This window comes from Lentilactobacillus kisonensis DSM 19906 = JCM 15041 (genome assembly GCF_001434135.1).
GTDB lineage: Bacteria > Bacillota > Bacilli > Lactobacillales > Lactobacillaceae > Lentilactobacillus > Lentilactobacillus kisonensis.
The window spans coordinates 1-16,329 of sequence record NZ_AZEB01000003.1 but is presented as its reverse complement, the minus strand read 5'-3'; the positions used below and the strand labels follow the sequence as shown (position 1 = coordinate 16,329).

The following is a 16,329-nucleotide window of genomic DNA, read 5'->3' as shown; positions in this document are numbered from 1 at the left end:
CTTAGGGAGGTGATGACAGGTTCACCTTGTTCTGCAATTATAAAAATTTCACGATAGGAGATATTCAAAATGGACAATACTGCCAAAGCAACAAGTGCCGGCAAAGACAAAGCGAATGTCAAACTATCAGTTTGGGAAAAAACTGCTTATTCCTTTACTGATATGGCCGGTAACTTACTATACGTTACAATTTCTAGTTACATTCTTTACTTCTATACCGATGTGTTCGGAATCACTGCTGCAGGTGCCGGAATGATTTTACTGGTTGCTCGTTTCTTCGATGCAATTAGTGCACCAGTTTGGGGCTCAATCGTTGACCACACCCATACTAAATGGGGGCAAAGTCGACCATACTTCTTATGGTTAGCCATTCCATTTGCGGTTGCAACCTTCTTAGCCTTCACTGCGCCAGGATTGCACGGGACTGCTAAGTTATGGTATGCCGGGTTCACTTACATTCTAGCTGCCGGAGTTGTTTATACTGGTATTCAAACACCAATTACTGCTATTCTTCCTAGTTTAACTACTAATGGTCAAGAACGAATGAATGCCAACTCATTCCGAATGGTTGGCGGTGCGCTTGGATCATTTATTACCAGTACCTTCGCTTTGCCTTTAGTTGCTTTCATGGGTAAAGGTGACGATAAAGTTGGTTTCATGTGGACAATGTTCTTCTTTGGCATTTTAGCCGTCATTCTTCTTTTCTTAGCATTTAAGGGGATGCGTGAACGCACGATTGCCGTTCAAAAGCCAATTCCTTTCAAAGATTCTTTGAAAGCCACTGTTGGTAACCACCCATGGTACATTTTGGTTGTATCATTTGTGATTTACTGGATTGCGCAATCAACCCGTAACGGAATTTCTGTTTACTACGCTAAGTATAACTTGGGTAACGAACAATTAACCTCAGTATTTAACGGGCTTCAAGTTCTTGGGATCATTGCCACAATTTCAATTCCATTTATTACTAAGATCACGAACAAGACCATGACCATGATTATTGGTTTGGCAATTGGTGCCTTTGGTCAATTGATGATGGGCTTCGTTGGTAATAACTTTACACTTGTTATCATCGCTTGGATCATCGGAATTATGGGTGCTTCAATTGCCGTTGCGATGCCATTTGGGATGTTGGCCGATACCGTTGACTTTGGTGAATGGAAGACGGGTATTCGAGCCCCTGGTTTCTTAACTGCCGTCGGTTCAGCCTTCTGTATTCAGTTAGGTTCAGGCTTTGGTGCCTTCATTCCATCAAAGATCATGGCCGCTGCTGGATTCGTTGCTAACAAGGCCCAATCAGCTCATACGTTAGCTGCTATCCACTTTACATTCATTTACTTCCCAGTTATCATCTATGCGATTGTTGCTGCCATTATGTGCCTGTACTTCAAGTACGAAAAAATGGAACCAAAAATCAAGGCAGACTTGGCTGAAAGACATGCAAAGAATGCTCAGACAAACGAATAACTTGCAAGTAGTTGACTAGAAAATTTAAAGTAAGACATCATTGATAGGGGGGTGATTCTAAGAATAATAATGATTAGTCAGAGTAGAATTACACAAACGTTATTTCTGACATGACGTTCAAGCCGAACCCCATTCGTGGTAATTCTGATTTGAAAATTTCATGATAATGGTGCCTCGTCATCGTCCGGCGAAGCATTGAGAAGCTTTGTTGTATATATAGAACAAAATGGCTGGAATTGATTTGTAGAGATGCGAGTTGATTTTAGCCATTTTGTATGTGGATTTTGGGCTAACCGGAGGCCTAATTCATGGGAACTGCAATTAGTTTCATTCTATAAATTTCTAAGTGAAAAATATAAAAAGAATGTACGACTAATCACCAAGTTAATCTAATTAGGATTAGAAGAGTTTTAAAATACTATAATGACGGAGATTATGGACTAAACAGATTATTTTACATTATATTATTGATGTGTTAAATAATATAAAAATATCAATGGTTTTCAGATTTAATAAATTGATAAGCTATGTATAATACTCATTGTAAGCGATTGCAGAAAATGCAATCTTTCAATCAATTCTGAGGGAATTATTGAGGGAGAATGAATGACTGAAAATTCAATTACAGAAATTTTTAGTCGGTAACTTGAGGTCTATTAGTTGAGAGGAGTATTTCTATGTACAAAAGATTATTCACAATTGGGATTGGTACAGTTATGTTGGCATCAGCCGCGATGTATACGATGCCTAGTCGTGATGCAACGGTATTTGCGGATAAGACTACGGAGTTGAATTCAGGTATTACTCAACAATCGAGTTCCGGGATATTTTCTGGTGTTACGGGAATAGATAGTTCACAAAGTAATGATAGTAAGGGCATAAATGGTAACTCGAAGCAACTCAAAGTGGGTGATAGCGATCAGATCGCCACTGATCCTGACACTACACCTGGTGCTGTCACCCCAATTAAGACCAGTACCGGTTATGAAATGAGTAATGATAACTTTAAGGTTGATATAGGCGGTAACGGAACAATTCAAGGATTGTACCTAAGTGATGATGCATTTAATACTAATTACGTGATGAACGCAACAGATAATCCAGCACAAAATACTGCAGGACATGAATGGGTTGGGGATTTGATTTTTCGCACGCAACCTGGTGGTACCAATGATGCAAATAATATTTGGCAAAAAGAGTATACGAACCAGTCTGATGCAACTCGTAATATTTCCATTTCAAATAATAAGGTGGTTGTTACCTATACACCGGGTACCACAAATGGTGGAATTCAAAATATGGGTGTGACTGAAACGTATTCATTAGACAACAATGGTCACCTCAAGTGGGATATTACTGTTAAAAATGATAGCAGTCATCCATTAGTTATTGGTGATTTTGGATTACCACTACCGTTTAAAGAATGGTGGCAGTATAGTGGTGCGGATAAGACAAGTCAGGCATATCAGCAAAGTGTTGTCTATCATAGTTTTGTTGGTCAAAATTCATCTTATGTTTACGCAACTCGACCAAGTGGAATCGGTAATTTCTTAGTTATGACACCAGACGATTCAACTGGTGCCGGTTTTGAATATCAAGACCATTGGGGAGAAGGTTCTCATACTGGTGATGAAGCTCCTTGGACTCAGTTTAATAGCGGTTACGATAACGGATTGAGTGTCTACTACATCCACTCAAACGCCATTAAGGAAACAAATGAGGGGTATTTGCCCAACACTTCTTTGACACTTGCACCTCAACAGTCAAAAACCTATTCGTTTAAATTCAGCCGCTCAGATATTAAAAATAATACCAATTCGGCTTCATCAACTTCAGGAGATATGACAGATACCAAATATGAAGATCAGTTGAAATCGATCTTATACAAGGAAAATGTTATGGATGCTGTTTCAGTTCCTGGCATGATTGTCCCTAAGAACAATGATGGAGAAGCGGTGGGTAAGTTATACTTGCATACTAAAGTACCTGCAAGTGACATAAGCTTTGAATTCCAAAATCAAACAAATGATTATGAATCACAACAGACAAATGCAAATAATGATACAAAATCAAGCCTTGGTTCTAATGAACAAGGGAATGTAACTTACGATAAAACGATTACCAAAAATGGCGAGCAATACCATATTTACAACTTTGACTTTCACTCATTGGGTCGAAATAATGTGATTGTTAATTATAAGATTAATGGCACCCCAATGAAGACAACGCTTCAATATTATGTTATTGATAATCCAGAAAAAGCTTTATCACAACATGCTGATTTTATGTTGAAGACTCAATGGAAAGATTCAAGCAAATTCTATAACAATATTTTTGATGATTGGGACTTCAATACCCAAGCTAAACGGGGTAATTTTAATGGTGCATCCAATTGGGGTAGTTTAGGATGGGGAGATGATTGGGGATTAACCCATGGGCTCTTCTTAGCTGCCCAAAACGCCAATGATCCTAATAAAGGTCAAGTTGAAGCCTTAAGTGATTATCTAGAAGACGGTATCTGGAACGGGTTAATGAAGAATCATCATACAGACTATAAAGTCCCAGATTGGTTAACCGAACAAGTCGTTAATGGCAATGGGTCAAATGACTATTCTTGGAGAGGATGGGCGTATCCTCATATCTACAACACGTATTATGAAATGTATCAAATTGAAAAAAACTATCCTAACTTAATTGATTATCCCGAAAGTGCAAAAGACTATTTGCTTAAAGCTTACAACATTATGAAGTCGCTTTATGTTAATAATGCAGTTAATAATAATGATGGTCTAGAGGGAGAATCAACCGATAGCGGCATTATTTCAGCTCTTAAGACAGAACATTTAGATAATGAAGCAAGTACCATTCAAGATATCTTGAAGAATAAATACGATAGCTTTGCTCAAGATCCTTATCCTTATACTTCGGAATATCCTTATGATAATACTGCCGAAGAAGGTGTTTATTCACTGGGGAATATGTACAACAACCAGAAAATGAAACAAATGGTTGACATGAAGACCCGGGCAAGCCGAAGCGTTCAACCAACTTGGTACCAGTATAGTGTGCCAGTTACGATCAATGGCGAAAGCTGGTGGCAATTCCAGTACACCGATTCACTTGCAGGTACCGCAATGGACAATTGGCTTCGTGAGCAAAATAACGGCATGAGTCAAGATCAAATAGGACTTGCAGAACGTGCTAACTATGCTGCTAAGCTAGGTAATTTGACTCATATTAATAGTGGACAAATTGATAGTAACAATATTGGAGCAGTTGCTTGGTATTATCAAGCAGAATTAGGTGATACGACACGACAACATTATGGTGTTGGTGAAGGGACGATGCATAATGGTTGGATTCCGTTATCAGGGGAAGCAGACTTGTCACTATTTGGCGCACTTCAAGTATTATCGGCTGATGTGGTTAATGATCCGATCTTTGGTTTAACCGGTTATGGTGCTGATGTACAAGACAATGGCAATTCAATGAGTGTTACCCCAGAAGATGGATTGCGAACCCGACTTAATTTGATTGATCAGCATCTTGCTTACACGTTTAGTGGGGATAAATATACTCATGCTGACATCAATAAAGACGGTAGTTCAACAACGTTTGATTTTCAAAATGTTTCTAAGCAAGCTCATAATGCTGATTTGACTATATATAACGGCAATGGGTTTGATAACGCAACGTATAACGTTCTATTCAATGGAAAGGTTGTTACTTCATTTAATGGAAGCGATGGTGTTACTAAGAAGCAAGTTGAGTTAAGTGTTCCTGTGACTGCACAAGATGGAAAATTACAAATTGTAAAGTCAAGTACACCAACACCAGCACCAAATCCTAATGATAACGGTGGCGCCACAACGGCCGCAACGACTACGACAAATTCTGGGAATTCTTCCAGTTCTTCAGCCGCAAAGCCTACAAATAACGCTAATGCTCAAATTAAAAACAATACCAATAAATTAAATGTACCTAAGACGGCTGCAAAAGTTGGATCAGCTGTATACGCTACCAATAAGATTTCATTGTATAAGGGTGCAACATTCAAGAAGTCTCAAAAAATTGTTACTTATAAGAAAGCCAAGCGGATTAACCGACCAATGTTTATTGTCAAAGGTTTTGCCCGTTCAAACGATGGTGTTCTTCGATACAAAGTTAAAGATGTTAATCATGATGCCAAGACGGCAGGTAAGACTGGATATATTACTGCCAATCGCAGGTATGTTGCTCCGGTTTATTATCGATCTCTCCCTAAAGCCAAAAACATTACGGTAATTTCAAAAAACGGAGTTAATGCTTATAGGACTGAGAGTTTTAAGGGAAAACTAAAGCATTACAAGTTGGGAACCCATTTGAAGGTTAAGAAAATTGTTAACTATCACCTCACAAGTCGGTACCTATTAATGAATGGAAGTTATATAACTGGTAATAAGAAGCTTATCATTCAGGGTAATTACTAAGATACTTCTTGGAAAAACAACTTTAGAAGGGATAGATCATGATTAATAAAAGAATTGTAAGTTTTATGACATTCAGTGCCTTTGTAGGGATGGCAATGTTCAATATATCGGTGGCATCAGCAAAAAGTACCACCAAAATTGTTTATGACCGGACCATCAATAAACCCGCTAATAGTCGTAATGTTAACTTGACGACCAGAAATGCGATTTATTCTAAGCCGGGTATTCTTAAAAGTGCTAAAGTAGTTGCCACAAAGGCAACAACAAAACGTTTGCAACACTCTAACAAGGATAATGATAACTTTAGGGCTTATCGGATTATTAAAACAAATCGCGGGACGTATTACTACAAGATCGTATCCTTTGATTCACACTATCGTGGTTGGATATACGGCGGTAAAAGCCGAACTGGATATTACGGTGGGGTTAAACCATTTACAACCGTTAAAAACACATCAATAAAGTCACCTTTAACACCAGATGGGGATACTAATTATCACATTCCCAGTTCACTAATTAGCGAGACAACCAACACATTTTTCTTTCAGGCACCTAAATATACTCAATACAAAGTTGGCCGTAAGATTAGTGCTAATCATAAAGTGATATCAGCAACATCCAAGTACAAAGACACGCCATTTACTTTGGTTCGATCAATTCAGACGACCCGCAGTGGCGATCTCTGGTACCAAATTGCTTCAAATGATCAAGATATTAATGGTGCCTGGATTCCTGGAAACCAGATTTCAAATTCTGATGTTGTGACCAGTTCAACCAATTCCGGCACAAATGAGAGCTCAACGAGTACATCTAGTTCGACAACTACGAATACAAGCATTATGAATTCAGCTCTACAAATTGCCAATCTTGCCGGAAGAACTGACTATTTCAATGGAAATAGTTTGAATACCAACTACAGTAACAATTTGAACCTTCAGGCAGCATATACCCAAGGTTACAATGCCGCTGCAAGTGATGCCCAAAAAGCAAAATCAGATGCGATTGCTGATGTTAAGAACGGTATGGCATTGAATAAATCATATAGTGGAGATCTGGGCATTCAAAGGGTCTATGAAAGTATGTATAACAATTGTGAAACTGCTCGGAACCAGGGAATTAATGACTGCACAGATGGTAAGCTAAGTAACGCTAATTACAGTTTAGACGGTGATTTACAGGCAGCTTACCAAGCGGGATACAATTCGATCGCTGCTACAAAAGATATCTATCAACTTGGGATAAGCTTTACTATTGATGGAGTTGATCAAAGTGGGGCTTTCTGGAATGCTTTAAATAAAACTCAGCAAGATGCTCTTGTGTCAGCAGCTGCTGCCGATAAGCTGCCACAAAGTGCGACTGAAGTTACTTCAGCTGATGTTCAAAAGGTTCTAGAAGATGCCAAAATATCGACGATTATTTTTAATGGTAAGACAATTAAATTTTCGAATGCGGATGCCGTTAGCATTACCCCTAGTACCGCCACTGTTCAGGTGCCGGTAATTGCCCACTATATTAGCCAGTAGGCCAGTTGTGATTACAAAGTCACATAGTAAGGACAGCTTTTTCAGGCAGAAATCACCCCATAAGCACTATCAACCAAGAAACTAGAACCAGAGGCTTTAGGTGGTGGAAATTTACACTCCGATCCTTAACGTCTCTGATCCGCTCACTTATTTTTTAGGAGGAACCTTTGATGTTATATGGCATATATTCACTAATTGAGCCAGTTAAATTCATTCAGTGTGGTCACTTCATCTCTGACATTGGCTGGCAACACCAGTTATCTCAACGGAAAAAAGATACAGAATTGCTTATTGGGACAAAGGGAGTGGTTAGTGTTGCTGTGAACGGGAAAAACTTCCAGTTAAAGATGGGTGATGTATTAGCTGTTTTTCCGGGAGATATAATTCACGGTACCAAGCCAACATCGATCCCTTCGGAATTTACCTGGATTCATTTCGTCAATCAAGATCACTTACAATTGACGACTCACTACCCAAAGGAAAATGAATTGCAAAAAGAAGTACCAATTCCACGATTCTTTCACATTGATGAATATCAGAGAATTATGGTCTTAATCAACCAAATTTTGGATATCAGTCACAGTAATTTCATGAACAATCTGGCAGCTGATTATTCGGTGAGTGGCTTACTGTTGGAATTGGCTAATGATTATTTTCATCAAATTAACAACGAAAGCTTTGATGAAAATAACACTAATCGAATAAAGGAATGGATTCGGCTTAATATGAATGAGCACCTGACAACAGAAGCGGTTGCCAATCATTTTAATATGAGCCAAGATTGCCTAATGAGATTATTTAGAAATGTTGAAAAGAAAAGTGTTAAGGAATATTTGAACGAAGTAAGGCTGATTCAAGCAAAGTTCCTGTTACTGACAACGGATTTATCAATTCAAGAAATTGCTTATCGTAGTTACTTTACTGATAACAAATACTTTTTTAGAACTTTTAAGCGGTACAATCACATGACACCAGGCGAATATCGTCATACTTATACCAATACCTTTTTGAACGGTCCCCAAGTCGATCCGGGGTTTGATGTTGGTAAGGCGTTGGATGCACTTGAACGCGGTGTTTGCCTTTCAACTATTTTCAACGTTCCCCAATCTAAGAAACTAGTTACATCAGGGAAATCAACGAATTCAACTTTAGCGAAGCAGAGGTAATATAAGGCCTTGCTTCTTGTACTACTAATATATTTAAGCTTAAAAGGGTCGGCACAAATTGTGAATAATCAATTCAACTAGTTTGTTTGAAAATCCATAAACGTCCACTAATTGTCTGATTATTGGGATTAGTAAATTCAAGCTAAATGATAAATTAGCAATAGTGTTTGAGGCATGTATTTACGCAGAAGTGTAACCGGTTTCAATTGGTTAAAAATTTTGCTTAGCTTCTAAAACTAATTTTTGGTAAATGGAGGTGGCTATCAAACTATTATTCGGAACAACGGAAACATAATCTTAAAAAGGAGAAGGAACAATGGAAAATACTGCAGCAAAAGCTGATGCTAAATTACCGTTACTTGAGAAAATCAGTTATTCGTTCACTGATATGGCCGGTAATTTGCTTTATGTCACAATTTCAAGCTATATATTATATTTTTACACCGATGTCTTTGGCATTTCAGTTGCAGGCGCCGGAATTATCTTGTTGGTTGCCCGATTTGCTGATGCAATTAGTGCACCAGTTTGGGGGTCAATCGTTGACCATACGCACACCAAATGGGGGCAGAGCCGACCGTATTTCTTGTGGCTTGCCATTCCATTTGCGGTAGCGACATTTTTGGCGTTTACGGCACCCAATTTGCATGGGACTGCTAAGTTATGGTATGCCGGCTTCACGTATATTCTAGCTGCTGGGGTTGTCTATACAGGAATTCAAACACCTATTACTGCTATTTTACCTAATTTAACTACCAATGGTCAGGAACGAATTGTTGCGTCACAGTTCCGAATGGTTGGTGGGGCCATTGGTTCATTTATCACAAGTACGTTTGCATTACCGTTGGTTGCCTTTCTTGGTAAGGGCGACGACAAAGTTGGTTTTATGTGGACAATGTTTATTTTCGGGATTTTGGCAGTTATCTTACTTGCCTTGGCATTTAGAAACTTACGGGAACGAACTGTTGCCGAAACCAAGCCAATTCCATTTAAGGACAGCTTGAAAGCCACTAAAGGTAACTGGCCTTGGGTCATTTTGGTTGTATCGTTTGTTATTTTCTGGGTTGCTCAAGCTGACCGGAACGGGGTTTCTGTATACTATGCCAAGTACTATCTTGGTAATGAGCAATTAACCTCTGTATTTAACGGCCTTCAAGTCGTTGGGGTTATTGCCAATATCTGTATTCCATTCATTGTTAAGGTTACTAATAAGACAATGACAATGATCATTGGGCTGATTATTGGTGCTTTGGGTCAGGCAATGATGGGCTTTGTTGGTAATAACTTTGCCTTAATTGTCACCGGATGGATTATTGGGATCCTTGGTGGTGGAACTGCAATTGCCATGCCATTTGCCATGTTAGCTGATACCGTTGATTATGGTGAATGGAAGACGGGAATTCGAGCAGCTGGGTTCCTAACGGCCGTGGGATCTGCCTTCTGTATTCAATTAGGATCTGGGTTTGGCGCCTTCATTCCTTCGAAGATTATGGCCGCTGCTGGATTTGTGGCTAATAAGACGCAATCTGCATCAGCCTTGGCTTCCATTCATTTCTGCTTCATTTGGCTCCCAATCATCATTTATGCGGTTGTGGGCGCAATTATGTGCTTCTACTTTAAATATGAAAAGATGGAACCAGCAATTAAAGCAGAATTGGCAGCTCGTCACGCTAAGAATGGTCAGACGGACTAATTCTATTTAGTAAACTTCAATGATAGAGCGCGTTTTATTGCCCAGGCTGTTATTAGGAAAACAGATGATTTGCTTTGAAGAGAATTAAATAATATCGATAGCATTTCTTATTTAAAAGAGCTATCATATACACTTGCAACGGAGATCCGTCACCGTCCGACGGAATGCTTAAACGCGCCGTTGTATATATAGAATTGAGATGGCTGGGGTCGTTTTGCGAAAGGGCAAATTGATCCTGGCCATTTTGCCTTTTTTATTTCAATCAGCTATCCTTGGCTTCGATCTTAGTTAAAGTGTTAATCTAGTTATAAAATTAAGACGTGGAGGAATAGACAGGTGGAATCTTTACGAAATAAGGTAGCAATTGTCACTGGTGCAAGTTCGGGATTTGGACGCGGAACAGCGATTGCTCTTGCGGAAGCGGGATGCAATCTCATGCTAACTGCCAGAAGAGAAGATAAGCTGGTCCAGGTAGCGACTCAATGTGAAAAATTAGGGGTCAGGGCGGTTTATTATTCAGGGGATGCCCAAGAAGAACGAACTGCCAAAATAGTTGTAGAAAACACGATGAAAACCTTTGGAAAAATCGATATTCTCGTTAATAACGCGGGGATTGGACGAACGCTTTCAATTCAAGATACGACGATGGCAGATTTCGATTTGGTCATGAATACCAATGTGAGAAGTGCCTATGCATTTACAAAATACACTGTTCCATGCATGATCAAACAACACGATGGTCAGATCATTTTAACTTCATCAGTTACCGGGATTATGGGTCATCCTGACGAAACTGCATACACCTGCAGTAAATTTGCCCTTCGTGGTCTGGGTCAGGCGTTGGATAAAGAATTACTTGATAAGGGAATCCGGACCTGTGTCTTCTGTCCTCATGCTGGGGCAACTGAATTTGAATTAGGATATGGTAGGACAGCAGAAGGAATTGCTAAATCAAACTTTCTCACCCCAGAAGATGTTGGTGCCGCTCTAGTCAATGTATGCCGACAGCCTAAGCATTCACGAGTGGTTGAGCTGCGACTGGCTTCTAATAATGTGACCTATTAGTAATTGCAAAATTGAAAACGAACTGATTCTGATATTTAAAAGAACCGACCATTCATTTTGAAATGAGTGGCCGGTTCTCTCGAATAAGGAAAGCAGTTTCCTTATCTTACTTTTTTGAGGGATGATCAGGTTAAGCTGTGTAGTTAATTATCCTTGATTGGTGGTAATTTACGAATGACCTTCGCCGGAACGCCACCAATCAAAGAATTATCAGGGACGTCCTTTGTAACCACTGCGCCAGCCGCAATGATAACGTTGCTTCCAATCGTAACCCCGGGCATAATCGAGACCTTACCACCAATCCAAACATCATTACCAATGGTGACCGGGAAGCCCTGGGCCATATATTTGCGCCTGCTCAAGGCATCTAGTGGGTGATTAACTGTATAAATATCGACGTTGGGGCCAATCATGACATGGCTGCCGATTGTTACAGGCGCGATATCCAGAATGGTTAAGTTATAATTACTCAGGAAGTCTTCACCGACTGAAATGTTCTTGCCATTATCACAATTAAACGTTGCTTGAACTGAAACTCGGGTACCTGTTTTTCCAAAAATTTGCTTGATCTTTTCGGTTTGTTTTTCTGGTTCAGTTGCTGGGATCTCGTTAAATTCCTGACATAGTTTGGCTGCATTGGCTTTTCTAGCGGCCACTTTGTCATCAAGAAAATAATATGGTTGCCCAGCGTCTAGTTTTTCTAGTTCATTCAAGAAATTTCACCTCTCTAATCATCATAATACACTCGTAAGAAATTGACCAATCGCTTTAGTGAAACGGTTTATCACCTGTTTTGCATAAAGTTTCATTAAATGTGAACATTTCTAATTAAAATTCTGGTAATATAAAACACATAGTATTGATGCAAGTTTATTTATCTAAGAAAGCGGGTATGTCGTGTGAGTAATGTGAAATCGCATATTGAATCAGTAAAAGATGAGATCCAACGCCGGGATCCAGATCAGTCGGAATTTCAAGAGGCGGTGTTTACGGTTCTTGATAGTTTGGCGCCAGTATTAGAAGCTCATCCTGAGTACATAAAGGCAAATTTGTTGTCACGGCTAGTTGAGCCTGAGCGGGCGATTCAATTTAGAGTTCCATGGCAGGATGATGAGGGTCAGTTCCACGTTAACCGTGGTTTTCGAGTGCAGTTTAATTCCGCAATTGGGCCTTACAAAGGTGGCTTACGCCTTCATCCCACCGTTAACTTGAGTGTGGTGAAGTTTTTAGGATTTGAGCAAATTCTTAAGAATAGCCTAACTGGTTTGCCAATTGGTGGCGCTAAGGGTGGCAGTGACTTTGATCCTAAGGGAAAATCTGATTCAGAAGTCATGCGGTTTTGCCAAAGCTTCATGACAGAATTACAACGGCACATTGGCCCTGACTTAGATGTTCCGGCTGGCGATATTGGCGTGGGTGGCCGAGAAATCGGCTATCTATTTGGTGCCTATAAGCGGCTGCGGGGCTATCAAAATGGGGTGCTGACTGGTAAAGGGTTAACGTTTGGCGGCAGTCTTGCCAGAACAGAAGCAACCGGGTATGGCCTTCTTTATTACACAAATGCGTTAGTGAAGGCGCAAGGAGATACGTTGACCGGCAAACGAATTAAAATTTCGGGTTCTGGGAACGTTGCGACGTATGCCGTTCAAAAAGCAACCGAGTTAGGCGCTAAGGTGATCACGGTTTCTGATTCCAATGGCTATATTTATGATCCCAAGGGAATTGATTATAAGGTCGTTCAACAGATCAAGGAAGTTGAACGGGGCCGAATCAAGGAATACGCTGATCGGGTTGCCAGTGCAGAATACCATGGTGGCTCTGTATGGGATTTTGATGTCGATTATGATATTGCGTTACCATGTGCAACTCAAAATGAAATTAACAAGGATCAAGCCAAGCTGATCGTTAAGGATGGCGTCAAATATATCTGTGAGGGAGCTAATATGCCGAGCTATCCAGATGCAATTGCGGTCTACCAGGACAGTAACATTTTATACGGGCCAGCTAAAGCGGCAAATGCTGGTGGAGTAGCGGTCTCTGCTTTGGAAATGAGTCAAAACAGCGAACGATTGTCCTGGAGCTTTGAAACGGTTGACAATCGATTGCAAGATATTATGGAAGACATTTTTGAAAAGTCTGAAGCTGCTGATAAGAAATATCAGCTGGATAAGAACTATCAAGCGGGTGCGAACATTGCTGGTTTTGAAAAGGTAGCAACGGCGATGATGGCGCAGGGGCTAATATGAGTGAGCGGAGCAAAGCGGTTAGAGTGCGGAACCAAGCGCTTAGAAAGCGGAGCCTAAGTTACTCCGTTCAGAAATCCTGGGCTTGGATTTTTGGACGGAGTGGCTTAGGTGCAGCTTTCTGCTTGGTGCAGCACGTTTCCACAATGTTGCCAAAAATCAGAAATCCCCGGGCCTGGGATTTTTGCGTGATGTAGCTTAGGTGCAAGTCTCTTCTTTGCGGAGCAGTCCTAATCTATATAGCCCAAAAGACTAGATCTAAATATATGAGAAATGCATCCAAGGCTTGGGATTTATGTCGGAGGTGCATACGCGCAGATCCTACTTTCTATAGCGATCCTAAGAGTAACGTATAACAAGTAATAATCTGATATGGTATTGATGTGGTATCTAAAGGGATTTAAACTGAGACCCGAGTTTGGGTTTTAGCTTAAATCCCTTTAGTTATTTTCATCAGCAGTGTGGGGATTTTAGACAATGTAGCCAACGAAATTTGACCGACATTCTTTTATGGGAAATTGCGCTATCTGCGTCATCACTTCCTTAAATTACCACTAAAACCTATCCCCATCCCTTTAGTAATTGAGGCCACTATGGTACATTTGATATCAAAGAGCACAAGGAGGAGATTATTATGGCACTAATCATAACCGGCGTTATCGTCGTGCTACTAATCATTTGGATCATTGCCCTATATAACGGATTGGTGAGCCAACGAAATTTAGTTGATGAAGCAGCCAGCCAAATCGATGTTCAATTACAGCGGCGAGGGGATTTGCTACCTAATTTACTAGAAACCGTTAAGGGGTATGCCAAGCATGAACAGGAAACGTTTGCTAAGGTTACCGAAATGCGGACGCAAATTACGGATCCTAATGCCAGTTTAGGGGATAAAGTTAAGGCAGACAATGAGTTAACTGGTGCGTTAAACCATTTGTTTGCAGTTTCTGAAAACTATCCAGAATTAAAGGCAAACCAAAACTTTATCGCACTTCAAGAAGAATTATCAAACACTGAGAATAAGATCGCATTTTCACGGCAGAACTTCAATAGTAACGTGATGATTTACAACAATAAGATTCAGACGTTCCCGAGCAATTTAGTTGCTAAATTCGGAAACTTTGCGGTTCGCGGTTACCTTGAAGTACCAGAGAAGACCAAAGAAGTGCCTCAAATGAAATTTTAATAAAGGACTGACTGATAATGGACACTATAAATCAGCAGGTTCAACAGAATAGGCGCCGGACGTGGCTGGTGATGGCCGGCTTCATCCTATTAATTGCCATTATTGGTTTTGCAATCGGCTGTATCTTTGCTTACCAGCAAGATCCATTTGATATTATGATTGCCGTTTACACGACCATTGGCTTTCTAATTGGGGCTGCCATTTATTCGTTTTTAGTTTACGTCAACGTCACCAACATTTTGATGAAATCAAGTAAGGCGGTTAAGCTGCAAGAGTCAGATGATCCGCAGCTGTTTAACATTGTTAGTGACCTTGTATTAGTTGCTAATATTCCGATGCCTGATATTTATCTCATGGATGACCCATCCCCTAACGCATTTGCAACGGGACGCGATCCTGAACACGCTGCAATCGCTGTTACAAAGGGGTTGCGGGAGATGATGAATCGAGAGGAACTTGAAGGCGTGATCGCCCATGAATTGTCACATATTAAGAATTATGACATTCGGGTATCCTCAATTACGGTGGCGCTCACAACCTTTATTGCTGGTGCGGGTGCGGTATTAATTGTTGCTGGGCTCAGCTTAATGCGTGGTGGGCGCTGGTTTGCCTGGTTTGGTGGCGGAGATGACCGTCGGGATTCAAATAATTCGTGGTACATTATGCTGGCAATCTTAACTTTTGGCTTTATTATTTGGATTGGCGGTTGGATTATTAGAGTAGTTGGCGTGCCAATCGCGCAAATTATGCAATTTGCGGTTTCCCGACAGCGGGAATCTCTGGCTGACGTTTCTGGCGTTAATTTAACCCGAGATCCCCAGGGGTTAATTGACGCACTAACACTATTAAAAGACGACACAACCCCAACGACTAACCCAGCTTCTAAGGGTGCTGCGCTGTACATTAATGAGCCAGTCACTCGGCAGGGTAAGACGCCATTTTTGGTGAAGATGTTTGATACCCATCCACCCCTTGATGAACGAATTATGAGGTTGAAGCGATTGCTGGGAGAAAAATAGTGATTGTCGATCATTAGTGGAAGAATGCTCTTGACACTCAGATTATTAAGAAGTAATATTCATTACAATAAATCTCATGTAAATCTCATATTCATTTGCGATGAAGAGAAGAGTAGAAAAGTTAGTACCGGCGATAAGCGACCATTGATAGTGAAAGGATGGACGGGAACCCCTTTTGAAGATGAGCTCTGAGCAACTACCAGCGGTGAAAGCTGTTGATACGTGGGAATCACGATAAAATTCCGGGCATGAATGTGCCTTTAAGGTTGAGGCGATAACGTCTTAACAAAGTTGGGTGGTAACACGGTTACTAATCGTCCCTGTGCAAAATGATTTTGCACGGGGATTTTTGATGGTGAGCAAGGAAACACGTTCTTTCAAGGACGTGATGAATTGCTCGTTTCTTTTCTAATAGTTACACATGGTGTAATAGAAATATGATATAATCAAGGATATGAAAGATACTAGCGGGCTTACGTATGGTCGAACATCGGTGTACAA

10 protein-coding genes are annotated in these 16,329 nt (G+C 40.4%); 9 read left to right on the top strand and 1 reads right to left on the bottom strand.

What is annotated here, in order from left to right:
- Window positions 1-69 precede the first annotated feature (69 nt).
- The 6 genes from FC98_RS02515 (at window position 70) to FC98_RS02490 (ending at window position 11,380) form a co-directional block, all read left to right on the top strand.
- The gene (locus tag FC98_RS02515; protein ID WP_056949149.1) at window positions 70-1,467 is read left to right on the top strand and encodes a glycoside-pentoside-hexuronide (GPH):cation symporter; all 1,398 of its coding nucleotides are present in this window, start codon (window positions 70-72) and stop codon (window positions 1,465-1,467) included.
- Between the two features lie 677 nt (window positions 1,468-2,144).
- On the top strand, window positions 2,145-5,936 hold the full coding sequence (locus tag FC98_RS02510; RefSeq protein WP_056949148.1) for a DUF5695 domain-containing protein: 3,792 nt from the start codon (window positions 2,145-2,147) through the stop codon (window positions 5,934-5,936).
- 38 nt (window positions 5,937-5,974) lie between these two features.
- The gene (locus FC98_RS02505) at window positions 5,975-7,459 is read left to right on the top strand and encodes a GW dipeptide domain-containing protein (RefSeq protein ID WP_008856190.1); all 1,485 of its coding nucleotides are present in this window, start codon (window positions 5,975-5,977) and stop codon (window positions 7,457-7,459) included.
- A gap of 170 nt (window positions 7,460-7,629) precedes the next feature.
- Complete coding sequence (locus FC98_RS02500; RefSeq protein ID WP_008856189.1) at window positions 7,630-8,625, top strand: helix-turn-helix transcriptional regulator; 996 nt, start codon at window positions 7,630-7,632, stop codon at window positions 8,623-8,625.
- A 316-nt stretch (window positions 8,626-8,941) separates the two neighbouring features.
- Window positions 8,942-10,315 (top strand): glycoside-pentoside-hexuronide (GPH):cation symporter, encoded by a 1,374-nt coding sequence (locus tag FC98_RS02495; protein WP_054654447.1) that lies wholly within the window; start codon window positions 8,942-8,944, stop codon window positions 10,313-10,315.
- A 336-nt stretch (window positions 10,316-10,651) separates the two neighbouring features.
- A complete protein-coding gene (locus tag FC98_RS02490; RefSeq protein WP_056949147.1) occupies window positions 10,652-11,380 on the top strand; it encodes an SDR family oxidoreductase in 729 nt (242 codons plus the stop codon).
- A gap of 143 nt (window positions 11,381-11,523) precedes the next feature.
- Here the strand turns inward: FC98_RS02490 and FC98_RS02485 are convergent, their stop codons facing one another.
- Window positions 11,524-12,093, bottom strand: a complete 570-nt coding sequence (locus FC98_RS02485; protein ID WP_008856475.1) for a sugar O-acetyltransferase — start codon at window positions 12,091-12,093, stop codon at window positions 11,524-11,526.
- 186 nt (window positions 12,094-12,279) lie between these two features.
- Between FC98_RS02485 and gdhA the strand changes: the two genes are divergently transcribed.
- From gdhA to FC98_RS02470, 3 genes are all read left to right on the top strand, one after another.
- Window positions 12,280-13,626, top strand: a complete 1,347-nt coding sequence (gdhA, locus tag FC98_RS02480; protein ID WP_056949146.1) for an NADP-specific glutamate dehydrogenase — start codon at window positions 12,280-12,282, stop codon at window positions 13,624-13,626.
- Between the two features lie 631 nt (window positions 13,627-14,257).
- Window positions 14,258-14,809 (top strand): LemA family protein, encoded by a 552-nt coding sequence (locus tag FC98_RS02475; protein WP_008856478.1) that lies wholly within the window; start codon window positions 14,258-14,260, stop codon window positions 14,807-14,809.
- A gap of 17 nt (window positions 14,810-14,826) precedes the next feature.
- Window positions 14,827-15,828, top strand: a complete 1,002-nt coding sequence (locus FC98_RS02470) for a M48 family metalloprotease (RefSeq protein WP_054654443.1) — start codon at window positions 14,827-14,829, stop codon at window positions 15,826-15,828.
- The last annotated feature ends 501 nt before the right edge of the window (window positions 15,829-16,329 follow it).